Source organism: Frankia sp. Mgl5 (genome assembly GCF_023242985.1).
Classification (GTDB): Bacteria; Actinomycetota; Actinomycetes; order Frankiales; family Frankiaceae; genus Parafrankia; species Parafrankia soli.
The window spans coordinates 63,516-87,369 of record NZ_JALKFY010000827.1; the positions used below are offsets into that span (position 1 = coordinate 63,516).

General features: G+C 72.0%; 19 protein-coding genes, 1 tRNA gene and 1 riboswitch. Of the genes, 8 read left to right on the plus strand and 12 right to left on the minus strand.

The genetic code is table 11. The features are described from left to right. Nucleotides 1–107: 107 nt before the first annotated feature. The 5 genes from MXD62_RS34160 to MXD62_RS34180 form a co-directional block, all read right to left on the minus strand. Nucleotides 108–851: a TIGR03085 family metal-binding protein gene (locus MXD62_RS34160; protein WP_248833476.1), complete on the minus strand. Its 744-nt coding sequence runs from the start codon at nucleotides 849–851 to the stop codon at nucleotides 108–110. A gap of 85 nt (nucleotides 852–936) precedes the next feature. After that, complete coding sequence (locus tag MXD62_RS34165) at nucleotides 937–1,377, minus strand: response regulator (protein WP_020463930.1); 441 nt, start codon at nucleotides 1,375–1,377, stop codon at nucleotides 937–939. Beyond that, nucleotides 1,374–3,044, minus strand: coding sequence for a sensor histidine kinase (locus MXD62_RS34170; protein ID WP_248833490.1), 1,671 nt, complete (start codon nucleotides 3,042–3,044; stop codon nucleotides 1,374–1,376). The genes MXD62_RS34165 and MXD62_RS34170 overlap by 4 nt, the downstream gene beginning before the upstream one ends. 32 nt (nucleotides 3,045–3,076) lie before the next feature. Further along, nucleotides 3,077–4,285, minus strand: coding sequence for a PP2C family protein-serine/threonine phosphatase (locus MXD62_RS34175; protein WP_248833477.1), 1,209 nt, complete (start codon nucleotides 4,283–4,285; stop codon nucleotides 3,077–3,079). 315 nt (nucleotides 4,286–4,600) lie between these two features. Next, complete coding sequence (locus MXD62_RS34180) at nucleotides 4,601–5,377, minus strand: hemerythrin domain-containing protein (protein WP_248833478.1); 777 nt, start codon at nucleotides 5,375–5,377, stop codon at nucleotides 4,601–4,603. 157 nt (nucleotides 5,378–5,534) lie between these two features. Between MXD62_RS34180 and MXD62_RS34185 the strand changes: the two genes are divergently transcribed. Continuing rightward, the gene (locus MXD62_RS34185) at nucleotides 5,535–5,915 is read left to right on the plus strand and encodes a hypothetical protein (RefSeq protein ID WP_248833479.1); all 381 of its coding nucleotides are present in this window, start codon (nucleotides 5,535–5,537) and stop codon (nucleotides 5,913–5,915) included. A gap of 86 nt (nucleotides 5,916–6,001) precedes the next feature. On the opposite strand, the gene MXD62_RS34190 is transcribed toward MXD62_RS34185, so the two are convergent. Beyond that, complete coding sequence (locus tag MXD62_RS34190) at nucleotides 6,002–7,762, minus strand: DUF4139 domain-containing protein (protein ID WP_248833480.1); 1,761 nt, start codon at nucleotides 7,760–7,762, stop codon at nucleotides 6,002–6,004. Nucleotides 7,763–9,227: 1,465 nt separating this feature from the next. Between MXD62_RS34190 and MXD62_RS34195 the strand changes: the two genes are divergently transcribed. Further along, complete coding sequence (locus tag MXD62_RS34195; RefSeq protein WP_020463936.1) at nucleotides 9,228–9,617, plus strand: hypothetical protein; 390 nt, start codon at nucleotides 9,228–9,230, stop codon at nucleotides 9,615–9,617. Between the two features lie 718 nt (nucleotides 9,618–10,335). After that, a riboswitch (cyclic di-AMP (ydaO/yuaA leader) is annotated at nucleotides 10,336–10,542 on the plus strand. Between the two features lie 161 nt (nucleotides 10,543–10,703). Then, nucleotides 10,704–11,654 (plus strand): C40 family peptidase, encoded by a 951-nt coding sequence (locus tag MXD62_RS34200; RefSeq protein ID WP_248833481.1) that lies wholly within the window; start codon nucleotides 10,704–10,706, stop codon nucleotides 11,652–11,654. A gap of 1,048 nt (nucleotides 11,655–12,702) precedes the next feature. On the opposite strand, the gene MXD62_RS34205 is transcribed toward MXD62_RS34200, so the two are convergent. The 3 genes from MXD62_RS34205 to MXD62_RS34215 all read right to left on the minus strand — a co-directional run bounded on the left by MXD62_RS34205 (nucleotide 12,703) and on the right by MXD62_RS34215 (nucleotide 15,472). After that, the gene (locus MXD62_RS34205) at nucleotides 12,703–13,371 is read right to left on the minus strand and encodes a PHB depolymerase family esterase (protein WP_020463938.1); all 669 of its coding nucleotides are present in this window, start codon (nucleotides 13,369–13,371) and stop codon (nucleotides 12,703–12,705) included. 98 nt (nucleotides 13,372–13,469) lie between these two features. Continuing rightward, on the minus strand, nucleotides 13,470–14,222 hold the full coding sequence (locus tag MXD62_RS34210) for a type 1 glutamine amidotransferase (RefSeq protein WP_248833482.1): 753 nt from the start codon (nucleotides 14,220–14,222) through the stop codon (nucleotides 13,470–13,472). Further along, the gene (locus MXD62_RS34215) at nucleotides 14,219–15,472 is read right to left on the minus strand and encodes a MurT ligase domain-containing protein (RefSeq protein ID WP_248833483.1); all 1,254 of its coding nucleotides are present in this window, start codon (nucleotides 15,470–15,472) and stop codon (nucleotides 14,219–14,221) included. Before MXD62_RS34215 ends, MXD62_RS34210 begins: the two co-directional genes overlap by 4 nt. A gap of 328 nt (nucleotides 15,473–15,800) precedes the next feature. On the opposite strand from MXD62_RS34215, the gene MXD62_RS34220 reads away from it, so the two are divergent. The 4 genes from MXD62_RS34220 (at nucleotide 15,801) to MXD62_RS34235 (ending at nucleotide 18,005) form a co-directional block, all read left to right on the plus strand. Further along, nucleotides 15,801–16,286: a tRNA adenosine deaminase-associated protein gene (locus tag MXD62_RS34220; RefSeq protein ID WP_112104907.1), complete on the plus strand. Its 486-nt coding sequence runs from the start codon at nucleotides 15,801–15,803 to the stop codon at nucleotides 16,284–16,286. Beyond that, entirely contained in the window at nucleotides 16,279–16,857 is a 579-nt protein-coding gene (tadA, locus tag MXD62_RS34225; RefSeq protein ID WP_368862494.1) for a tRNA adenosine(34) deaminase TadA, read from the plus strand. The genes MXD62_RS34220 and tadA overlap by 8 nt, the downstream gene beginning before the upstream one ends. A gap of 34 nt (nucleotides 16,858–16,891) precedes the next feature. Continuing rightward, nucleotides 16,892–16,978 (plus strand) — tRNA-Ser (locus MXD62_RS34230). Between the two features lie 379 nt (nucleotides 16,979–17,357). Further along, nucleotides 17,358–18,005: an NAD(P)H-binding protein gene (locus MXD62_RS34235; RefSeq protein WP_248833484.1), complete on the plus strand. Its 648-nt coding sequence runs from the start codon at nucleotides 17,358–17,360 to the stop codon at nucleotides 18,003–18,005. Between the two features lie 149 nt (nucleotides 18,006–18,154). Here the strand turns inward: MXD62_RS34235 and MXD62_RS34240 are convergent, their stop codons facing one another. Continuing rightward, complete coding sequence (locus MXD62_RS34240; RefSeq protein WP_248833491.1) at nucleotides 18,155–19,453, minus strand: aminotransferase class V-fold PLP-dependent enzyme; 1,299 nt, start codon at nucleotides 19,451–19,453, stop codon at nucleotides 18,155–18,157. 822 nt (nucleotides 19,454–20,275) lie between these two features. Between MXD62_RS34240 and MXD62_RS34245 the strand changes: the two genes are divergently transcribed. Beyond that, on the plus strand, nucleotides 20,276–21,346 hold the full coding sequence (locus MXD62_RS34245; protein WP_248833485.1) for a TIGR03617 family F420-dependent LLM class oxidoreductase: 1,071 nt from the start codon (nucleotides 20,276–20,278) through the stop codon (nucleotides 21,344–21,346). A gap of 55 nt (nucleotides 21,347–21,401) precedes the next feature. Here MXD62_RS34245 and MXD62_RS34250 read toward each other — a convergent pair whose 3' ends face one another. Together MXD62_RS34250 and MXD62_RS34255 are read right to left on the minus strand one after the other, a co-directional pair. Further along, nucleotides 21,402–22,589 carry a cytochrome P450 gene (locus MXD62_RS34250; protein WP_248833486.1) on the minus strand — a complete coding sequence of 396 codons (1,188 nt, stop codon included), beginning with the start codon at nucleotides 22,587–22,589 and terminating at the stop codon, nucleotides 21,402–21,404. 414 nt (nucleotides 22,590–23,003) lie between these two features. Continuing rightward, entirely contained in the window at nucleotides 23,004–23,645 is a 642-nt protein-coding gene (locus tag MXD62_RS34255; protein WP_248833487.1) for an excalibur calcium-binding domain-containing protein, read from the minus strand. Nucleotides 23,646–23,854 lie beyond the last annotated feature (209 nt).

Consider the following 23,854-nt stretch of genomic DNA (forward strand, 5'->3'; position numbering starts at 1 on the left):
TCCGGCCGGCACCCGACGTGCGAATGTGGACGTCGTCGCCAGGCCTCGGCCCGTCGCCAGCCCGGCCGGCCCCGGCGATCACCGCCGCCCGGGGAACGGGACCGGCGTCAGAGGCCGGCGGGCGCCCCTGCCAGCGCCGTGATCGCCTCCGGGTCGCCGCGCAGCTCGACCCGGGCCGCGGCGCGCCGCCCGAAAGCGAACAGCAGGAGCTCCTCGGGGGGTCCGACGATCTCGACCACCGGTTCGCGGCGCCGCAGGGTCAGCCGCCCGGGGGTGTCGGTGCGCTCGGCCACCACCCCGACCTCGCTGTGCCGGAACCCGGCGAGGCCGACCAGCCGGAGCGCGCCCCAGAGCGCCTCCCGGTCGGCGATCACGTCGTCACCCGGCTTCAGCCCTAGCCCGGCGCCACCCACCGCACCACCGGAACCACCGACCGCACCACCGGAACCACCCACAGCACCGGCGAAACCACCGGAATCGCCTACGGCGGCGAACCCGGGCGCGGCCCGGAGCAGGTCCTCGGTGTGGACGTAGAACTCGATCGCGTTGGCAGCGTCGTCGACGACGGCGAACCGCGTCGGATGCCACCACGGCGGGCCCGCCCGGAACATCTCCACCAGCTCGGGGAAGGTGTGCGAGCGCATCGTCGCGCGCTCGGCGCGTTCGGTGACACCGTGCAGCGCGCCGACGACCAGGCCGGGTGCCGCCCACGGCACGCGCTCCCGGGTGACCAGGTGCGCGGCGAGGTCGTGCGCCGTCCAGCCCTCGCACAGCGTGGGGCTCGCCGGCCCGAGTTCGCGGAGGAGATCGGCCAGGTTCTCCCGTCGTGCCCTTGCCCGCCCAGCAGCCATGGCGTGACTCTAGGCCATGGATACGGGGGTAACGGCGCTTCAGACCCGCCGCCGCGTGGACGAGCCGCCCACCCGGCTAACCCGGCTACTGCGCGGGCAGCCGGGCGACGGTGATGAAGAAATCGTCGATCTGGCGCACGACCGCCACGAACCGCTCGAAGTCCACGGGCTTGGTGATGTAGGCGTTGGCGTGCAGGTCGTAGCTGCGCAGCACGTCCTCCTCCGCCTCCGAGGTGGTCAGCACGACGATGGGGATGCGCCGCAGCCGCTCGTCCGCCTTGACCTCGGCCAGCACCTGCCGCCCGTCCCGGCGGGGCAGGTTCAGGTCGAGCAGGATCAGGTCGGGCCGCGGCGCGCCGGCGTACGGGCCCTCCCCACGCAGGTAGGCCAATGCCTCGACGCCGTCGCTGACCACGTTGAGGTTGTTCTTGAGCTTGTGGTCCTCGAACGCCTCGCGGGTCATCAGGACGTCGCCGGGGTCGTCCTCGACCAGCAGGACCTCGACCGGGACAACGGGCTCGGTCACGAACGATCTCCTGACTTCGGCGGGACGGCGGCCACGACGGGACCAGCAACCACGACAGGACCAGCAACCGGACCGGGACCGGGACCGGCGGACGGGACAGGACCGGTGACCGAGGCCGGCGGCGCCCCATCCGCCTCAAGGTCGGCGGGCAGGACCACAGCCGGGCGTTTCGGGAGCGTCCAGCGGAAGGTGGTCCCGGACTCCGCCGTACCGTCGAGCCAGATCCGGCCGCCGTGGAACTCGACGATCTTGCGGCACAGCGCCAGACCGATGCCGGTGCCCTCGTAGACGTCCCGCGCGTGCAGGCGCTGGAAGATCACGAAGATCTTCTCGGCGTACTCCGGCTCGATGCCGATGCCGTTGTCCGCGCAGAACAGCTCCCACTCGACGTCGCGGTCGATCACCCCGAGCCGCACCCGCGGGGCCTCGTGGCCGCGGAACTTCAGCGCGTTGCCGATCAGGTTCTGCAGGAGCTGGGCCAGCAGAACGGGGTCGCCGGGCACCGTTGGGAGATCACTGGCGGTCACCTCGCCGCCGGAGCTCTCCAGGGCGAGCGACAGCGTCCCCCGCACCTGCTCGAAGACCTCGCCCAGCGGGACGTCGGCGAAACTGTCGGTGGTGCGGCCGACCCTGGAGAAGGCGAGCAGGTCGTTGATGAGCTGCTGCATGCGCTTCGCGCCGTCGACCGCGAAGTGGATGTACTGGGTCCCGCGCTCGTCGAGCTGGTCGCCGTAGCGCCGGGACAGAAGCTGGCAGAAGCTCGCCACCTTGCGCAACGGCTCCTGCAGGTCGTGCGAGGCGACGTAGGCGAACTGCTCCAGGTCGCGGTTGGACCGGCGCAGGATCTCCGCCTGCGCCTCGGTGGACAGCCGCGCCCTGCGCGCTGCCTCGAGCTCACCGATGAGCTGCAGGCGCATCGATTCGACGTCCCGCGCCAGGGTGACGATGTCGGGCGGCCCCACCGACTCCACCTCGTGCTCCAGATGCCCGGCGGCGACCTCGCGGACGTCCGTGCCGACGGCCTCCAGCGGCCGCGTCACCCACACCCGCAGCGCTCGGAAGATGAGTGCCAGCAGCACGATGAGCGCCAGCGCGGCCACGACGAGCGAGATGACGAGCGTCCGCAGTGCGCTGGTGACGTCGTCTTGGGCCGCCAGCGCGGCGATCCGGACGGCGTCGTCGAAGTCCGCGGCCGCGGCGCGCACCGCGTCGAACCGGGTCTTGCCGAGAACGGGGTCGAGGATTCCCGACGAGTCGGTGCCCCCCCGGCGGACCGCCGCGATGGACGGGTCGGCGTAGTCGCGGTGCCAGTCCGCGATCCGCGTCTGGAGGACCCCGAGCAGCCGCTCGAGCTCCGGGCGGCCGGCCACCCGGCCGACGAGGACGGAGCTCAGCCTCGCCTCGGACTGCCGCCCGGTCTCGTACGGGGTCAGGAACGCGGAGTCGCCCTGCAGGAGATACCCGCGCATGCCGGTCTCCTGGTCGACCAGGCTGGACGTCAACCGGACCGTGACTGTCTGCGCGGGCGCCAGGACGTCGCTGCGCACATGGATGGCGTCGTCGAGCCGGACCAGCGACCAGGCGACGATCCCGGCGGCCAGCAGCAGCACCATGGACAACGCGATGTACACCGCGGCGAGCCGCCGGCGCAGCCGCCAGCCGCGCATCCTGCGCAGCACCGCCGGTGCGGCCTGGTCGCTCACGGGACCTGCCCACGGATGAGTAGCAGCAGCGCCACGTCGTCGGTCAGCGGGCCGCCGTTACGTTCCTCCACGCGGTCGATCAGGTCGTCGAGCAGGCCGTCCGGCCCGCGCTCGGGCCACAGACGGGCCACCTCGGGCAGCACACCCTCCCAGCCCAGCGGCTCCCCGCCCACGCTGTCGCGGCCCTCCAGCAGGCCGTCCGTCGCGAGCAGCAGCGCCCAGTGCTCACCGAGCTCGATGGTCACCTCGTCACTCACCGCCTCGTCGAGGATGCCCAGTGCCGGCACGACCACGTCGCCGCGCAGCGCGGCGATCCGCGGGAACAGCAGCGCGGGCGGCGGATGCCCCGCGAGGGTCATCCGCAGGCTGCGCCGGTCCGGCGCGATCGCCAGCGCGCAGACCGTCGCGAAGATCTCGTCCCGTTCCCGCTCGCTGACCAGGACCTGTTGCAGGAAGCCCAGGCGGTCGGCGTCCGGAACGCCGGCCAGTACCAGGGTGCGCCAGGCGATGCGCAGGCTCACCCCGAGCGCGGCCTCGTCCGGCCCGTGGCCGCAGACGTCGCCGAGCAGGACGTGCACCGTGCCGTCCGACGTCGACACCATGTCGTAGAAGTCGCCGCCGAGCAGGGCCTGCCGATGGCCGGGGCGGTACCGGGCCCGGTGGTCCAGCGTCGGGTCGTCCACCAGCGGCTTGGGGAGCAGCCCCCGCTCCAGGCGCGCCTTCTCCTCGGCCCGCAGCTCCGACTCGCGCAGCGCGAGTGCCGCGGTGTCCGCCCGCTCCCGCTCGATGGCGTACCGCACCGCGCGCAGCAGATCGCGCCCGTCCACCTGGCCCTTGACCAGATAGTCCTGCGCGCCCGCGGCGACGGCCTCGGCTCCGCGGTACTCGTCCACCAGGCCGGTGAGGACGACGACCGGCGCGCCCCGCTCGACGGCGAGCAGCCGGCGCAGGGCTGACAGGCCCTCGCTGTCCGGCAGCCCCAGGTCCAGCAGGACGCACGCGACCTTCCGGGTGTGGACGATCGCCTCGGCGACCGTCCGCACCCGGGTGAGCCTGAGCGGGGCGGCCACCTCGTCAAGGAGCTCGGACACCAGGAACGCGTCGGTGTCGTCGTCCTCGACCAGCAGGACCGTCCAGCTCACACCTTCGACGCTCTCCGTGCCGGCCACCCGCGGCCGTACGGCAGGGCTCTCGCTTCCGGACACATCTCCTCGGCAGGGACGACAGGTCAACGACAGGTCACGTGCAGATGTCGGATCAGGCATAACCGACCCATGTCGGGCTGCGCCCGGACTTCGCAGCATGGCATGACGAAAGGGCTGTGCGAACGACGGAACGCCGAATCACACAACGCGAGCGCGCTCGAACGCTCGCGGGTCAGGTAGTTCTCACCATCTGGTGACACCGGGACGGCCCGATCCGGGCGGGCGGCGCGGATCGGTCAGGGAGCGCGCCCGGCCAGAACGCGCCCGGTCGGGACGCACCCGGCCAGAACGCGAACAGAGCCGGGAGGCGAACAGTCAGGGGGCGGGCGTGCGGGCGTGGCGGCTCGGCTCCCGCTGCGGCTGGTCCGCGGTCGGGCGGCCCAGCAGGTACCAGCCCCACAGCCCGGCGGGTGCCGGCGCGCGGATCGGCCGGCCCGCCACCGCCCGGGCGTCCATGGTGTCGAGCAGGTGATCCCAGCGCCCGGCGACGCGGGCCGCGAGCCGGCTCGAGCAGCTCGGCCCGTGCCCCAGATGCGGATGGGGCCGGGTGGGCGCCCGCCGCATGGCCCGCTCGAAGTCGGTGCGCAGCCGACGCCGCCGGGTGTCGGAGAGGACCGACTCCAGCTCGTCGAGCAGCTGGTCCTCGGCGCGGGCATGGGCCGCGGCGAGGTCGGTCAGGTCGTCGCGGAGCTCGGCGAGGCCGCGGCCCGGGCGGTTCAGATCCCCCTGGACGTACTGCTCTATCCCCCGCATCACCGACGCCGCCTCGCGCGCCAGCCCGCGCAGGGCCGCCGTCCGCGCCCGCCCGTGCGGAACCAGCCGGGCCGCCCGCGGGTACACGACACTTTCCATCACGCTCAGGTGGGCACTGAAGGCCGCGACCGCCACGTCACTGGCGTGCAGGGTCTGTCGAGGGTCCGCGGGGAGCACCTGGGCCCGGCCGGCGAGTTCGAGCAGGTCGCTGGCATCCCGGTGTGCCGCGTGGACCAGACCGGCCAGGGAGCGAGCCTGACTGTCGTGATCCTGGTTGTTGTGGTCCTGACTGTCGTGATCGTCTTGGTCGCTGTGGTCCGTCTTGTTGGTGTCGGCCATGGCAGACCTCCTGTACCACCAAGCTACGCCGACGCGTATCCGACCGCACCACTCCGCTTACACATCCAGCGGCTGTCGTCCACCCGAATCACACATTTTTCCCAGTCCTTACAGGACCATGCCTACGGTACGGAGGGTTTCGGCTACTGTTCAGCACATGCTCAGCAGCGTCGCCCCCACCCCACTGAGCGAGGCGATCATCGCCGCCCGTTCGCGGCTCGGCCACGCTCGCAGTCTTCTGATCCGCCAGGAGCTACCACCCCTGGGCCACCTGATCATGCGTCATCAGATGCCCGTCCCCGGCGGCGCGGAGGCGCTGTGGGCCATCGTGTCGTCCTGGCCGGATCTCCACTCGATCCGCGGCCGGAGCCTCAACGACGGCGCCCACCCCGCACTGCTCCACGTCCGGATGGGCAGCCCCGTCATCATCCCGGCCGCCGCGGTGATCGACTGGGCCGTGATCGGCGACAACGGCCAGATCAAGGAGGGCGGCTGGACGCGCGGGCTCGACGCCTCCACCACCGCTCTCCCCCGGTGACCGCCCGTCGCGCGTGGTGGCCTCGTCCCTGGTGACAGCTCCCCTGGCAACAGCTCCCCTGATGACCGCCCGCGGGCGGCGCCGGGTCAGTCGCCCCAGCCGGTGATCTCCACGCCGCGAGGGTGCTCGAGCCGGTAGGACAGCGTGATCTCGCGGCTCGAGCCCGGCTCGAGCTCCAGCTCCCAGGTAAGCAGCCCCAGATCGGTGTGCTCGGTGGCGGCGGGACCGGCCACGACCTCCCTGACCTGGATGTTCTCGTGCCGGGAGACCGGCACCTGGTCCCGCACGGTCACCCGGGCCCGCATCGGCGCGTGGTTGGTGACGGTGGTGCGGTGGACGACGTCCGTCCGCCGGGTGTTGCCGACCACCCGCCGGCCGGTGACCCGGCTGACCAGCTCGCGCTCCACCCTGATGCGGTCGTCCACCCCGAGCCGAAGCTCCATCTCCCCGCCGGGTGGGACGAGCTCGAGGCGCGTGGTGCCGACGAACTCCGGGCCGTGGAAGACCGACGTCTTACCTGGCGGCAACGTGTGCGACGAGGTGTTCACGACCGCGGCGCGCAACAGTGCCTCGGCGGCGAGCTTGGGCACGGTGACGTGGTCGAGAACGGCGTCGAGCTCGATCACTGCCACGGTGGTGCGGTGCGGGTCCCCGTCCGCGGGTACCGCCACCGGCCGCGGTGGGCGGTAGGTCGACGCTGGGCCGGCCGACTCCAGCGTGGCCTCGGCGGCGGCCATCGGCGGCGGGGCCGCCGCTGGCGCCGCCATCGCCGCCGGCATGAAGGTCGTCATGCCGTCGCCGCCGCGGGCCTGGACTTCACCGGACGCCTTGGAACGCCCACGGGAAAGAACCCGCGGGCGGGCGATGTCGACGTACTGCGGGCTCAGCTCGGGCAGGTCGACGCCGCTGGATGGGCGGGCCGTGGACAGCCGCAGGTCCGTCACGGGCCAGTCCTCGCCGGTGCGCTGACTGATCATCGCGAACCAGGTCAGGGTGACCCGCTCGCCGTCCAGCCGGGCGTCGTAGCCGGATCTCCAGGAGGCGGAACGGACCAGGTAGGAGACCTCCAGGTCCACCAGCGAGGCTGTCCCGTCGACCAGCGCGCCGTCCGCCGGGCCGTCGGCCGGCGCCTCAGCCGAGCTCCCCGCCGAGCCTTCGGTGGCCGTCGGCGGCTCGAGGTCGACGACGATCGCGCGGGTGTCCGGCTCGGGCCGCGCGTGGCGGGCCTCGATGACCCGGCCGAGCACGGTCAGCTCCCGCTCCGTCTCCTCCCGCCGCTCGGCCAGCGCCCGCCGGCGCGCGTGGACGGCCGACATCTGCGCCGCGAACGCGTCGCCGACAGTGACCAGCCGGGCTGCCGCGTCCCCGGGCCCGTCGCCCTCGCGGTCGGTGCCTTCGTGTGCCCAGCCGCGCGCGAGGGCGCCGGCTCCCACCCGGGCGGCCACGTCGAGGAAGGAGCGACGGGCCCGCTCGGTCTCGTCCTCGTCGCCGATCTCGGCCAGGTGCGCGCGCAGCTCGGCCTGGCGGGCGCGCAGGTCGGCGAGGGCACCGGCGTCGGGGGTAGCCCGGGCCTGGGAGACGACCCGCACCCCGAGCACCCTCGCGGAGCCGGTGCCGCTGACCCGCACCGAGTCCTCGTCGAGCTCGAGCGGCAGCCCGCTGAGAGTCACCTCGACCCGCTCGGACGGCGAGCCGAGCGTCGCGATATCGAACCGGCCACGGCGGGTCACGCGCGCGGCGGTGGGATAGACGACCACGGCGCTGATCGGCGCGTCGAGGAGCACCGACGGCGGCGCGCCCGTCGGCGCGTCAGGAAGGTCAGGTATGCCGTCCGCCGTGGACATCATCCGGACACCATACGGTCGGCGACCGTGCTATCCCCGTGGGACACCGCTGATCCCGATGCCGCCCCGATGCCGCCCCGATGCGCTCGGGCCGGGCGGCCGCGGGGCCCGTTACGGTCCGCCCGTCCAGGGAGACCCGAAAGGTGCGCCGCCGGCCCCGTCTACCGGGACCGCGGCGCCACGGCAGGCCCGTGGCGGCGGGCGCCGGGCGGCTGGCCCGCGTGCGACCGTGGCCCCGGTGGCCGACGCCGCCCGCTCGACCGGGGCGGAACGCCACGCTGAAGATCGTTTTTTGGCGGGCGCGCCGAGCTCCGGGCGACGGCCGAGCCCTCCGCGGCCATGACCTTGCGTCACCGTCAGACCGGAGGCAGGCACCGCGCCGACTCGACCGCTCGCCGGCGAAGGCCTTCAGGCCCACGAGCCCGGAGGCCATTCGGCCCATACCCGGCCGAGGAAGCAGCGGCCCGACCGAAGGTCATATCCCGCAGCCGCGGAAATGCCCGGTGAACGTCGATCCGATCACGGGAGGGGACCGGCCGTTCGACGCCCCCACCGGGCCTGGAACAACATCCAGTGCACCACCAGGATTGCTGAACGGAACTCGCCCTCCGTATGGCTCCGCGGCCGCTCCCTGGCTTCGCGTCGACCCGCTCACGACCGCGGAACCGCGCCGGCGACCGGTCATTGCGACGCCGCACAGCTCTGGTCTCGGGCCGTCCGACGCAGGTCGTCGGATCGATCTCCCGGCGCGGCGGTACGACTCACCAGGAACAGGCGGGAGATCACGCCGAATCAGCCCAGCGGGGAGGACCCGCCAAGCGGCCATCAGCCGATCGGATAGCCATCGATCCGATCAGCGCTGCGCGTAGCCGTTCCGGCTGGAGATCGGGAAGGCGCCAGATTCGCGCCGCCAGATTCGATTGTCCGACGATCTCACCGATGGTGGCCGCAGTGCCCGACAGCCCGTTCCATCCGATCAACGGAAATCGCGCTCCGTATACCGCGTATGCCGCGCCCGGCCGGGGCGCCGGAGCGCGCGACACAGCCGACACCGAAGCCAGAGATATTACTCACAGTAACCATCATCGTCGGCGAGACCCGCGGCCGGGAGCGGCCGAATCCGCTTCCGACGCCTCTGGCCGCATCCCGTGGCGGTACGGGGTGTTGTGGGTATCGAGTCCGAACGTCGTCCGCCCGCGCGGCAAGTCGGGTTGATCCCGCACAGGCAGGGGTATCCGTTGGTCGACACCCGATACGCGACACCCGTCTCCGTCGCCGTCTGTTGGCCGACGGCCGGATCCAGCCGACCGCATGCCGGAAACCCGATGCGTCGACTAACGTAACCAACCGTGTCGGAACTTCGGCGACGGTCGCGAGTGGCGTGGTGGCGCACATCCCACGCCTTGCCGGACCGCGCCGCGACGCCCACGGGCCGGCCCGGTGCCGCTGCCAGCCGCCGGAGCCGGGCATGACGCACCCACGCCCGCGGCACCACGAGATCTCAGTACTGCCCGACCGCGAGGACCTGATGGCCGAGCTGGCGAGCCGGCTCGAGGCCCTGGACGCCCTGCTGAGCCGGCTCGAGGATGCCGAGCGCCAGGCCGCGGACGCCGGTGAGCACCTCATCCGGACACGGCAGTGGCAGGAGGACACGGTCCGGACCATCCAGGAGGAGCGGGCGCGGATGCGCCAGCGCCAGCAGGCCCTGGACGACCTGGCCGAGCACGCCCGCGCGGCCGTCGAGGCCCTGCACGGCAGCCACCGCTCGCTGCCGCCCGAGGTGAAGCAGCTCGAGATCGAGCTCCAGGTCCTCAACAGCTCCGGCTTCCTGACCCGGCGCAACGGCCGGGCTCGCTGAGCGGCGGTCCCCGCCGGGCGTCGAACGCTCCTCCTCCTCTCAGCCCCTGGCCTCTGGCCCGGCCTGGTGGCGGGTGGTTCGCGTGTCCGCCCATGGGCGTCCACCTCGCCGTTTGGTGTCCGCCTCGCCCTTTCGGGGCGCGATCAGGCCGGGTTCGGCCCCCAAAGGGCGAGCGGGACGCTCACGACGACTGGCCCGATCCGGTAGTTGGCGAACTTCCGCGGGCCTGGCCGGCCAGGCCCGCGGAACTCGGGGCCCGGTGCCAGGTCGGTGCGCGGCGGCAGCGAGGCCCGGCGGAGCTTCCGGGGGGCGCCTGCCCGCGGGCGGCGCGTCGATCCGTTCACGTCCCAGGAGCACCGCGAAGGGGTCCTGGGGATCGGGCCGCGCGGTCGTCCGCGGCCGCCGGATCGAGGCGGGAAGAGACAGGCCGGGGACGGAGCGAACCGGGGCCGCGAGGGGCTCCGCGGGTAGTCCCAGCCCGGTCGGCCGGTACGGGAAACCCCCGCGCAAGCCAGGAAGTTCTGGTCACCTAACGTGTTGGGACGTGATCCTCGTGTGGGCGTCCAAAAACGTGACCGAAGGCTCAGCACCCCTCCTGACCTGGGCAGATGCGGCGCCGCAAGGGGCACTTCTTTGCACACTCGACGTAGTTGAGGAGGACTAGTGTTTACCCGCACCATCCGTGTGGACTAGTCTCGCTTCCGACGTCACGACAACACCGGACCGAACGCCGAATCCTGCCCGCGGTCCTGGTGTCCCCTCCGAGTCGTCACCACGGGCAGGAGCGGGGGACCCACCTCCACCGGCTGGCGCCACGACACGGCGCTGGCCTAGGGGTGAAGTCCATCGCGTGAAGGTCGCGCTATGGACCGGGCAGCCCAGCCCGAACCCGACAGCTCACCTCGCAGGCGTACGGGAAGGAACGCAACGTTGTCTGCGCAAAGTGTGCAGCTTGATGCTGAGAGACGCCGGCAGGAAGGGCGCGGTCGCCACCGTGCGCCGTCCGCCCCCACGGCGTCCAGCCGAGCCAGAGCCAGGGCCCGTACCGTCGCGGCCATCACCACCGGAACCGTCGCGGTCTCCGGGGTGGCGCTCGCCGGGTGCGCCCAGGATGTCAACTCGGACGTCGCGCTGGACGACGGCACGAACACCGCCCCGATGACGCTCGCGACCCAGATCGGGTCCCGGCTGGCGGTCGACGGAGCCATCCAGGCCGCCACCGCTACCGGCGGCGGTTCGGGCACCGTTCTCGACGCCACCACGGACATCTCCGCGCCGACTCTCTCGTCGAAGATCGACGTCGGCCTGCGCGTGACGAACCCCGAGGTCACGGTCAACGCGGACGAGCCCGTCAACATCGGCTTCTCGCTCTACAACGAGGAGACCCAGGCCCCGATCCCGGACCAGCTCATCAAGGTCCAGGTCAAGCTGCCGACCGGGTGGGCGACCTTCCTGCACCTGACGACGGACGACCGCGGCTTCGCGTCGTACACCGCGAAGGTGCTCACCACCACGAACGTCACGGCGATCTTCGACGGCACTGACGCCCTCCAGTCGGCGCACTCGGAGAACGACGCCACACTGCACGTCCGCCCGGCTCCGCCGCCCGCGCAGGCCTCCCGCAGCGCGGACCGCACGGGCGTGAACGTCAACACCCCGGTGGTCAGCGTCAACCTGCCGACCAACACCCTCGGCGAGAAGGCCGTCTACCTGGCCTCGCTGCAGGCCGGCAAGCCGTACGTCTACGGCGCCGAGGGCCCCAACTCCTTCGACTGCTCCGGGCTCGTGCAGTACGTGTACCGACAGCTCGGCAAGAGCCTGCCGCGTACCACCGACCAGCAGTACGCGGCCACCACCCATATCTCCCAGTACAACAAGGCGCCCGGCGACCTGATCTTCTTCGGGAGCCCCGGCAACATCTACCACATGGGCATCTACGCCGGCGACGGCAAGATGTGGGTCGCGCCCCGCACTGGTGATGTCGTCAAGCTTCAGACGATCTACACGACCTCGTACTTGGTCGGCCGCGTCACCTGAGAACGGCAGGCCCACGACCCAGCCAGGAGACTGGCTGTTCTCGACGTCGATCGTTCCACAAGCCCACGCACCGCTCGGACGGGGCTGCCCGAACGCAGACGCCCCGTCCCCCGGAACGAGCCGCAGCGCGATCTCCCCCTCCGGTCGCGCGCGGCTCCGCCGCCGGGTCGGGGTTGTCGGGATCAACCTCGGCCCGGCGGGTCTTCCGGAGTTCACCAGGTCCCCTGTACCGGACCGCCGGTGTCGCGTCTGCTCAGAACATCTGTGCTGCGGAATGTCCGGAGTAGCTCTGCTGCGGGCAGATTTCGCCACCTTCCGTGATGTTTCCGCCACGTGGCGCCATCGACGAGCTGACCGATACGGCCATGAACGGTAGGCCGTTGCGACATCATTCTACTTCGGCATAAGTAGCGTAGATGTAGCTTTAGCCGGCCAGACTGCCACCACTGGGCAGCAACACCCCCATCCGGACCAGCCAGCTCCCCGGCACCAGCTCACCCGAAAGCCAACCGCTCCCCACCGATCCGAGATCCTTCCGGTGGGACGGACGTCAGATCCCCCCCATCTGACGTCCGTCCGGCCGGAAGGCCCCGGACTCCGCTGGCCGTCTGTCCGATCCCCCCCCCATCGGGCCGGCGGCCAGCGGACCCCCTCAAACCTTCCGGCCGCCCACTGGTCCGTCGGGGCCGTTACCCCCCCTCCCGGCGACGTCGACGGACCGCTCGGGCCCCGGCCGCTCCACCCCGCGAGGGGTGCGGCGGCCGGGGCTCCGGGAAAACTCGAAGGACCCCTCCGCGCGGCGAACGCGCACCTCCGCGCCGGGCCCTCGGCCCGCACGGCCGCGGCACGCACAGGGCCGCGGACCCACCAGAGACCCGGCGACGCGGGCACACAGGGCCGCAACCCACACACAGCACCGCGGCAGGCGCAAGCCCCGAAATAGCCAGCAAGCCGTCCCCGGCGGGGCCGGCGGCCGGCCAATCCGTTAAATGACTAGTTCTTTGCTACTAGCGCGAACTGTCTGGTCAGTGCACTGAACCGAGCTGGGTCAGACCTTCCGGCGAAGGTCGCGGGAGAAGTCCCACAACGTGCTGCTGACCTTTTTGTCCCAGTCCGTCTCGGCAACCCGCCCGTGCTGGGTGACGTTGTCGCAGGTGGGGCCGGGCTCCGCTTCGAACTGTCCCACGACGCCCACCGCCGCGTAGACGGGGGGGCCGGGCGAGCAGGCGGCGAGCAGGGCGAGCCGCGCACCCTCCCCGATACCCCAGACGTATATCCGGTTCAGGTCGATGTCGGTGCGTTCCTCGTCCATGTAGCGGACGACGTCGCGCAGGTACTGCTGGTCCGCTCCATTCGGGTCGTCGAGTCGCCAGGTACCGGCGACCGCCTCCGGGAAGGCGAGCGCGAAGTCACGGCGGTTCGCCAGCGACGACGCGTCACTGTCATGTTCCAGTGAACTCGCATCCGTATTGTCATCGTGCAGGATGATTACCAGGGGCAACGGGTCATTCGGTTTGGAGGGTGCCTGAACGAGCAGTTCCCGGTCGGCTGACGGATAGCCGTCCGGGATTGTGACCCGTTCGACCTTGGGACGGCCATTGGCCGCGACGAGCCACCAGATGGCCACAAGTGCCACCCCGGCGATGATCACGTTTCTCTTGTTCTTGCCCCACCAGCCGGCAAGGGGATTCGACGCCACGATCCAACCGAACCACACCCGGCCCCCGGAAATCGCCGGATTCAGCCCAGCGCGTCAACGCGGACCCGGGCGGGACGACGTCGGGTGGCACTTCCCAGCCGTCCGCGGGCGCCCACTCAGCCGCCGGCGAGTGCCCGCGCCCGCGCCCGGCGCAGCGTGTCCGCCTCGACCGGCGCGTCCAGCGGCGCCAGCCGGCCGTGCACCCAGGTCAGCAGCAGATCGGCCAGGGCCGGATTCTGGGCCAGCACCGGCCCGTGCAGGTAGGTGCCGATGACCTTCCCGTCCACGATGCCGTCGGTGCGCGCGGGGGTGCCGTCGCCGACGCCGAGGCGCACCGTGCCGAGCGGGATGCCCCGGGACCCGGGAAGCGGGCGGGTGCGCCCGCCGTGGTTCTCGTACCCGTACAGCGTCGGCAGGCCGAGCCGCTGGTCGGGCTCCACCACGATGTCGCCCACGGCGCGCGGTGGCGGCGGGACGTCCGGCGGGTCGAACGAGCGGCGGGTCTCCATGTCCACCAGGTGGACGCCCTCGTGAACCCGGCCGTTGCCGGCGGGGAAGCTCGCCCCGATCACCTGGTAGCCGGCGCAGACGGCGAGCACCGCCGCGCCCCCGGACACCGCGCGCGAGAGCGAACGGTTGCGGCGCATGCCGTCCGCGGCCAGGATCTGCGGCTCGTCCTCGCCGCCGCCGAGCAGGTAGATGTCGCAGTCGGCCGGGACCACCTCGCCGGCCGGCACCTCGACGATCTCCGCCCGCAGCCCCCGCCAGCGCAGCCGCTGGGCGAGCACGATCGCGTTGCCGCCGTCGCCGTACGTGCCGAGCAGCTCCGGGTAGATCAGGGCGATCCGGGTCGCCGACTCGCGGCTCACCGGGTCGTCCGCACGAGCAGATCGCGGAAGGCGGTGTAGTTCGCGACGACGTCCAGCGCCTTGTCGTTCGCCGCGGTCGCGGCGTCCTCGGCGTCGGCGTGCACGGTGTGGGGCACCTCGGCGTAGGCGAGCCGCACGCTCATGTCCTCCTTGCGGCCTCCGGTGACGAGCACCTGGCGGCCGGCGAGCCGCTCGAACGGGACGTCCCAGATCCAGGACGGGTCGCGCCCGTCCGCTGTCTGCGAGTTGAAGTCGATCAGCACCGGACGTGGCGGGGCGGAGTTGAGCAGCTCCATCATCTCCACCCAGCCGGCCGGGTTCTTCGCGAGCAGGAGGCGGGCCAGCTTCCCGTCGGGGCCCAGCGGCACCTCCTGGTAGCGGCCCTGCACGTCACCGATGCCGCGCATCGCGGCGAGCGCGTCCTCGACGTCGACGCCGAACTCGCGCGCCGCGGCCGCGGCCATCGCCGCGTTCGCGAGGTTCACCCGCCCCGGCAGGTCGATGTGCGCCGGAATGCGCCGCCCGAACCACATCAGCTCACCCAGCCCGGCGACGGAGACGATCGGCTCCGGCCGGGCCAGGCCGCACTCGCACCACCAGCCGGTGGCGTTGCGGTGCAGCAGCCGGGCGCACTGCGGGCACACCATCGCGTCGGCGGTCCAGTTCTGCCCCGCCGACACCCAGATCTGGCGGGACCAGGTCATCGCGGACCAGGCCACAAGAGGGTCGTCCACGTTCGCCACGACGACGGTGTCGCGCAGGTCAGCGCCCAGCTCGCGCCAGAGCGCCGCGATGCGTCGCGTCTCGTTGGACCGGTCGAGCTGGTCGCGCGAGATGTTGAGCAGCAGCACCACCCGCGGCTCGATCGCTCGCGCAACCTTGGGGAGCCAGATCTCGTCGACCTCGAGGGCGGCGGCCGCGTCGTAGGGCGGCTTGGACAGCGCCGCCAGCACGCCGGGCGCCATGTTCGCGCCCCCGCTGTTCGACTTGACCGGGCCGAGCGTCCCCAGCGCGCGGGCCAGCAGCCGGGTGGTGGTCGTCTTGCCGTTCGTGGCCGAGACGCACGCCGTGAGCCGGTTGGAGCCGACCTCGGCCAGTGCGTCCGGCGCGATCCGAAGGGCGAGCTTGCCGCCGATCATCTCGCCCGAGCCCCGGCCGAGGCGGCGGGACGCCTCAGCGGCCAACCGCTCGACGGCGAGCGCGGCCTGGGTACGGGCGGAGAGCCGGCGGCGTGGCTGAGAGGTCATCATCGCTCCTCCAGACTGCCATGCCCGCGCCCGCCGCCGGTGCCCACCCCGCACTGTGCGCCGTTCGCGCGGTTCGCGGTATGCACGCCGCCTCGCGGCCGTCCCGCGCCCGCGGCGGTGGGGCCGCCAAGTGGGTAGACCCAGCCCTGACCCGACCCCCGGCCGAGTGTCCAGGAGCACTCATGAGCGGGCAACCACCGCCCCAGGTGGATGAGTAGGACGCCCAGAGGTGAGAATCACAGAAGTGATGGGGCATCACCCCGGGTCGGCGGACGCACAGATCACGTGAGGACACGTGAGGACCCGGCGGGAAGGGACGTGAGGACAGACAGTGACCACCAAGGGGATAGCGATCGCCCGTGACGGCGAGCGATGGACGGCTCACGACCTCGACATCGCCGACATGGAGGATCTCGACGCGCTCGTCGACGCCATGCACGACCTCTCCTCGGGCACGGTCATCGCGTTCGTCGAGGAGGACGACGAGTACCTGGCCATCGTGCGCATCGGCGCGCAGGACCCCGATCCGAAGGTCTTCCTCTCGGACCGCCGGGTCCTGCTGAGCTCCGACCTCGCCGAGCGGCTCTTCGCCGACGCGCTCCCGTCCATGGTGGCGCTCGAGGACGACTCGGAGGACGACGCCCCGGTGGGCCAGGCGTCCCCCGTCGGCGACCTCGACCTGCTGGCGGATCTCGGGACGACCGCCGATGCGCTGCTGGAGCTGATCGCCGAGGAGGGCATGCTGCCCGCCGACGTGATCAGCGCGGTCAGCGAGCGGGCCGGCGCCGGGGAGATCTTCGACGAGGTCCGTGGCTGACACCCGCGCACCAGTGGCTGCCATCGGTGAGCGGGTGACGGACACCGGCCCGCCGGTGGCGGTCACCCGCTCACCGGTGACGGACGGCTACCGCGAGGCGATGGGCCTCGCCCTGGCCGAGGCCGATCTCGCCCGGGCCGCCGGGGACGTCCCGGTCGGCGCGGTCGTCGTGGCGGCGGACGGGGCGGTGCTCGGCCGCGGCCACAACGCGCGCGAGGCCGCCGGCGACCCGACCGCCCACGCCGAGGTCGTCGCGCTGCGCCAGGCCGCGGCCCGGCTGGGTTCCTGGCGCCTGACCGGGGCGACCCTCGTGGTCACCCTGGAGCCGTGCACCATGTGCGCCGGGGCCCTCGTCCTCGCCCGGGTGGACCGGCTTGTCTACGGCGCTGTCGACGACAAGGCCGGCGCCGTGGGCTCCCTGTGGGACGTCGTCCGCGACCGGCGGTTGAACCACCGCCCCGAGGTCGTCGCGGGCGTCCGTGGGCAGGAGTGCTCGGAGCAGCTCGCCGCCTTCTTCGCCGACCGGCGGACGCAACGCCGCGACACACGCCGTCCGCGCACCCCCGACTAACCGGACCAGGACGACGTCGCGTAAGCTAGCCCGCGGTGGAGTCGCCTAGTGGCCGAGGGCGCACGCCTCGAAAGCGTGTGAGGGGGCAACCCCTCCGTGGGTTCAAATCCCACCTCCACCGCCCAGAAAGTCCGGCCCGGAACACCGGCGGCGGCACCGCCGTCCGGCGGCCCGGCACGACCACTGGCCATGGCCGTCACCTGCCCGTTCCACCAGGGCCGGTGGCGGCCTTCGCCGTGAGCTCACGGCCGTCGACCTTCACTTCTCGACCGTGATGTCGGCACTTCTCGACCGCGGTGTGCGGCCTTCCGTTCCGGTTCGCTGTTCCCGATCGCTGTTCCCGATCGCTGTTCCCGATCGCAAACGAAGCCGAGTTGCATTGACTCCGGAGCGTGTCATAGTCGATACGCAAGGTAACGATCCGTGACCATGCCACCGTCGTTCCGCCAGCGGATCGATATCTCCACGGTCACTGCGTCACCCGAATCCGGAGGTCAGGAATGGCAAGGATCGTTGTTCTCGGTGCCGGTGGTCAGGTAGGGCGGTCCATCGTTGCCGAAGCCGTCAGGCGCGGCCACGAGGTCACGGCGGTCGACCAGGACCAGAACGCGCTGAAGGGGGTTCCCCGCCAGGCCACCGCCGTCACCGGGGACGTCACCGCGCGCGACATGGTCCAGCAGCAGGCGCAGAACGCGGACGTGGTCGTGGTCGCCCTCGCCGGCTCCGCCCGGCCCGAGCACGCGAACACCGCGCGCGCGGTCGTCGAGGTGGCGAACAAGCTGGGTGCCAACAAGGCGCCCGCGGTCATCCACATCGGCAACGGCGGGCTGCTGGAGAACGCCGATGGCGAGCGCATCGTCGACACCCAGGAGTTCCCCGCCGCCGAGCGCAAGGAGGCCCTCGACCAGGCCGACGCGCTCGACGTCCTCCGGGCCGCCAAGCACAACCTCAAGTGGACCTGCATCGTCCCGCCGCCGCGCAACTTCGGCCCGGGTCGCCGGCGTGAGGCCTACCGCACGGCCGGCGACCGCCCGGTGACCGACGCCCAGGGCAACATCGGGATCTCGTACGAGGATTTCGCGTTCGCCGTCCTGGACGAGGTGGAGAAGCCGCGGTTCCGCAACAAGCGGTACACGGTGGGGTACTGACCTCCCGCTGGCGACACCATTCGCCGCGGGATGACAGTCTGACCGTCTGAAAGCCGGGCCTCCGGCGGAACGCCGGCCGGAGGCCCGGCCGCATCGCTTGTGAAGCCCATGGGCGATCGCCGGTAAAGGCCATGCGCGCGTTCAGGTGTTCAGGCCATGGTGGCGAGAATCAGGTCGATGTCCTCCGGTGTGGTCGCCGGATTGACGATCGCGAACCGGGTCACCGTCTCCTGCCGGTGCACGGTCGGGGTCACGAACGCGAGCCCTTCGGCAAGCAGGCGTTCCGTCCACCGGTGATAGCTCTCGGCCGGCCAGCCCAGCCGGCGGAACACGACGACCGAGAGCTCCGGCTCGCGCACGAGCTCCACGAACGGCAGGGCCCGGATGTGGTCGGCCGCCGTCCGCGCCGTCGCCAGGCAGCGCTCGACCGCGGAACCGTAAGCATGTGTCCCGTAGGTGGCGAGCGAGAACCAGAACGGCAGGCCGCGGGCCCGCCGGGAGAGCCCGACCTCGTAGTCCGAGGGGTTCCAGGCCCCCGGCGTGTCGAGCACCTCCAGATAGCCTGCCTGCTGCGCGTGGGCGGCGCGGGCCGCGGCCGGGTCGCGGTACACCAGCGCGCAGGCGTCGAACGGCGCGAACAGCCACTTGTGCGGGTCGACGATGAAGGAGTCGGTCTCCTCGATGCCGTCGAACAGGTGCCGCGCGGACGCGGCGGCGGCGCCCGCGAGGCCGTAGGCCCCGTCGACGTGGACCCACACGTCGTGCCGGCGGCAGGCGTCGACGACACCGCGGATGTCGTCGACGATCCCGAACTGGGTGCTGCCGGCCGTGGCCACCACGGCGAACACCCCGCCGTCGCCGGCGAGCTCGTCGAGCGCGGTGGCCACCGCCCCGCCGGTCAGCCGCCCGTCGTCGTCGGTCGGGACGACCACCAGGTCGACGTCCATGACCTCGGCCGCCTGGCGCAGCGAGGAGTGCGCCTCGGAGCCGCACAGGAACCGCCAGCGCGGCGGCTGAGGGAGCTCTCGGGCCGCCCGGCGCGCCCGGACGGCGTGCCGCGCGGCGACGAGCGCCGAGACGTTGCCGACCGTCCCGCCCTGGACGAACACCCCGCCGGCCCCCGGCGGGAAGCCGACGAGGTCGGACAGCCAGCGCAGCGCCTCGTTCTCCGCGTGGACGGCACCGCCGCCCTCCAGCCAGCTCCCGCCGTAGATCGACGAGGCGCCGACCACCAGGTCGAACAGGATCGCCGCCCGGGTCGGCGCCGCCGGGATGAAGGCGAGGTTGCGCGGGTGGTCCGCCGATATACAGGCACGCGACAGCACCTCGTCGAACACCCGCAGCGCGGCGAGACCACCGATGCCCTCCGGGGTGATCGTGCGTCCGGCCCGCGCGGACAGCTCGGCCGGTGAGCTCGGACCGTCCAGCGGGACGGGATCCAGACTCATCCGAGTGCGGGCGTAATCCACCACCGCCTGGACGAGCTCCGGGCGCTGCGCGCCGAAGATCGGCGCATCGAATGGGTGCACCCGGCGCAGTCTAGGTCCCCGCCGGAGCGCTGCCGAAAGGATCACACCGGCGCGCGCACCGGGGCAATCCAGCGATCACCGGCGAATACCGGGAGACACCCGGCGGGTGAATACCGGAAAACAATCAGGAAACAACCGGGCCCTGCGTGACAGCGACAGGGAGCCGTGCCCGTCATGCCGTCGGACCGCTCCCGTCAGCCCGGGCCACGCGGGCAGACAGGGCCGCCTAGCTGCTGCGCTGGCGCCGCACGAGGAAACCGCCACCGACGAGAGCAACCAGCATGACGATCATTCCGATGCGCTTCATGAGACACCTCCACGATGAGGACCGGCGACCACCGGGGGTACCGGCGATCACCGCGTTCAAGGGCACAACATACCGGCTGACCGAGGCTCGGTCGCACCGCTGTGCGGAAATGAAGGATCGTTGTCCGGATCCGGTCTTTACCGGGCCCGCGCCCACCTGTCACACACCGCAGGAAGGCCACGGCATCGGGGCGCGGCGGCGGCCGGCCGCGGCGGCGGAGACCCTGGCGACGCCACCTCGCGCCGGGCATTCTTCTCATTCGCGTTTCGCTGTCGCCATATACGTCATGGAGCCCACGCCCAACCCATGCCGATCACTTGGTGCTAAACGTCGGTGCGTCGACCCCGGCGGCGACCGGCCGTCCGCTGTTAGCTTTCAGGACATACGAGCCCCGCGGGAGGCGGCCCGCGGGGCGACGTCGAGGAGGCGGCAACGTGAAGGTCGACAGCACCCTTGGCGCGCTGGACATCGCTGCCGGCCAGGCCCGCGCCGCGCAGGCCGCCGGCTACGACGCCATCTGGACCGGGGAGGTGAACCAGGACCCGTTCCTCCCGCTGACCCTCGCCGCCGACGCGACGTCCACGATCGAGCTGGGCACCTCGATCACTGTCGCGCTGTCCCGCTCGCCGATGTCGCTGGCGTACACCGCGCACGACCTGCACGGGTTCTCCGGCGGACGGCTCCGGCTCGGCCTCGGCTCGCAGGTGAAGGCGCACATCACCCGCCGTTTCTCGATGCCGTGGGGCCGGCCCGCGCCACAGCTGCGCGAGTTCGTCCTGGCGCTGCGCGCGATCTGGTCGTCCTGGTCGGAGGGCACCCCACTCGCCTTCGAGGGCGAGTACTACCGGCACACGTTGATGCCGCCGGCGTTCGTCCCGAAGCCACACCCTTTCGGGCCGCCCCAGGTGCTCCTCGCCGGCGTCGGGGACGTCATGACCCGGGTCGCGGGCGAGGTCGCCGACGGATTCCTGTGCCACTGGTTCACCAGCCCGCGCTGGATCCGCGAGCACACCGTTCCCGCGCTGCTGGCGGGCCGGCAGCGCGCGGGCCGCACGCTGGACGGCTTCGACATCGTCGCCGGCGGGTTCGTCGCCACCGGCACCGACCAGGAGATCACCGAAGGGCTGGCAAGGATGCGCGCCCAGATCTCCTTCTACGGGTCGACCCCGGCCTACCGCGCCGTGCTGGAGCTGCACGGCTGGGGCGATCTCGGCAGCGAGCTGACCGCGCTGTCCAAGCAGAACCGGTGGACCGAGATGGCCGCCCTGATCGACGACGACGTCGTCGAGACCTTCGGCATCGTCGCGGCGCCCGCGGACGTCCCCGCCCGCATCGCCGAGCGCCTCGGCGGCCTGGCGACCCGCACGACGTTCACGCCACCGCCGTCGTTCGACCCCGACCAGACCCGGGAGATTCTGGCCGCCATCCAGGCGATCCCGACCGCGATCCCGACCGCGGCCCCGACCACCGGCGCGGCGGGCCGGCACGGGGCCGGACCCGCGTAACCAGACCCGGTCCCGGACTCCCCGCGCGGCGCGCGCCGCGCGGGGAGATGCTCACTCAGACCTTGATGGGCAGCTTCTCGTAGCCGCGCACGGTGCTGGTGTGCAGGCGCACCGCGTTGTCGCGGTCGACCTCGTAGTTCGGGAAGCGGCGCAGGGTCTCCTCCAGCGCTATCCGGCCCTCCATGCGGGCGAGCGCGGCACCGAGGCAGAAGTGCGGGCCGCGGCCGAACGCCAGGTGGCTGTCGAAGTTGCGCTTGATGTCGTAGCGGTCCGCGTCCGGGTACTTGCGCTCGTCGCGGTTCGCGGACGAGGTGAGCAGCAGGATCCTGGACTTTGCCGGAATCGTGGTGCCGTGCAGCTCGACCTCACGGGTGTTCACCCGGCCCTGCACGGGGGACGGCGACTCGTAGCGCAGCGTCTCCTCGACGGCGTTGCCCAGCAGCGACGGGTCGGCGGCCAGCTCGGCACGCTGGTCCGGGTGGGCCTCGAGCAGGTCACCGGCCCAGCCGAGCAGGCGGGCGACGGTCTCGGTGCCGGCGGCGACGAGCAGGTTGGTGAAGTCGGCGGCCTCGGAGGTGGTGAGCCGGCGGGCGCCCTCGTCGGTGGTGATCTCGGCCTCGGCGAGGGCGGTCATCATGTCGTCGCGCGGGGCCGTGCGCCGCGCGTCGATCTGCTCGGAGAAGTAGGTGTGCAGCTTGATCTGCGCGGCGAAGGAGACATCGTTGATCATCCCCTTGCCCTCCTCGATGTGGAAGGTCTGGTCGATCGTCTGCCGGATCTCCTCCCGGTCGGCGTCGTCGACGCCGATGAGCTTGGAGATGACCAGAGAGGGGAGCTGGGCGGCGAAGTCCTGGATGTAGTCGAACCCGCCGCCGCCGATCTGGGGATCCAGCAGCTCCGCACAGATCTCGCGGATGCTCCCCTCGAGCCCGCCGACCCGTCGCGGCGTGAACGCCCGCGAGACCAGGACGCGCAGCAGCGTGTGCGTGGGCGGGTCCATGAAGATGATCTGGCCGGTGTTGAACGGCTCCGGCCCCATGAGCTCGAGGACCGTGCCGTGCGCGGAGCTGTACGTCTCGGGCTCGACGTGGGCCGCGTCGACGTCCGCGTGCCGGGAGAGCGCGTAGAAGTCGTGCTTCTCGTTGCGGTAGACCGGTGCCTCGTCCCGCAGCCGGCGCCACAGTGGATGCGGATTGACGTCGATGATCTTGTCGAACGGGTCCCAGTACAGGTCTTCCGTCACGGTTGAGCCCTTCTCTGTGCCAGGCCCGCGCTGCGAGCCACCGAGGACAGCCAGTTCACGTTGCCATGCCCGCGCCCGGCCGGTCACCGGAGGCATCACGGCCGCAACTCCCTGACCAGGCCGATGTCTGCACCGGGCAAGACACGTCACCGCCAGTTCGTCAACGCTTATGAGCAGATTGACGTGGGACGCACTCCACGAGCAAGGGACTTACCCGGACAGTCCTGGTCGAGCCGGGCCACGCCGTGGGGCGAACCGCCGCAGCCGCAGACTGTTCCCACCACGAATACCGAGCTGAACGCCATCGCCGCGCCGGCGAGCATCGGATTGAGCAGGCCGGTGGCGGCCAGCGTCAGCGACAGCCACCGCCAGTAGGTGAGGGGAGTATCTGTCAAGCCACCCGCGGAGCGCGGTTCAGAGATCGGGCAGCCAGCAGCTCAGGTATTCCAGGATGGGCAGCCCGCCTCGCCGTGCCCCCGCGCCCTCGTCGCACAGCGCCGACGGCCTGTCCTGCTCGCACGCGGTCCCGTCACCGTCGTCGTCCAGCGCGGACCGGTACCCCGGCTGGCCCCTGTGCAGCGGCGCGGCGCCGGCGGCGTGGGCGTCCGCGCAGGACCGGTAGGACGCGGTCGCCGGGCGGGTGGGCCGCCCCTGGTCCGGGGTGGCCGACGGCAGGGGCGTGGGCGCCGCCGTCTGCTCGGCGGCCGGCGTCGTCTCCACGGGGGATGTGGACGCCACCGGGGACGCCGTCGGTGGCACGACGGTCACCCGGGCGGCCGCCGCCGACGGGCGCGGCACCGCCGACGGAACCGGCGGCGCCACCGGAGGCGCGGGCGCCGGCCCCGGGGTGGTCGGTATCGCGACCGGCGCGGGCTCGGCCAGCGCGCCGACCGCGCCGGAGCGGGTCGTGCCCGACCCCGGCGCCGGCGCGAGGGCGGCCGCTACCAGCAGCAGCAGGAGGACCCCACCTACGCCGCCGCTCACCCGCCGGTGCAGGCGAACCCAGGCACGTATCTCATGACCCCACTTCACCGGCCACTGGCGCAACATCCGCATGTTCCTCCTCCGCTGGTCCGATCCTCATCGGACGAGCGGGGCGAAAGCCACTGCGCGGAGCAAAGTCGCTACTTTTCGGTACCACCGCACGGGTGGCCCTGCGGAACTGCCGATGGCAGCGCTAGGTCGGACGGATCCGCTCGAACTTGGTCCAGCCGCGCCAGCCGCGCTCCTCGAGCCGTTCCAGGAGCCGACGGGCAATCGGGACC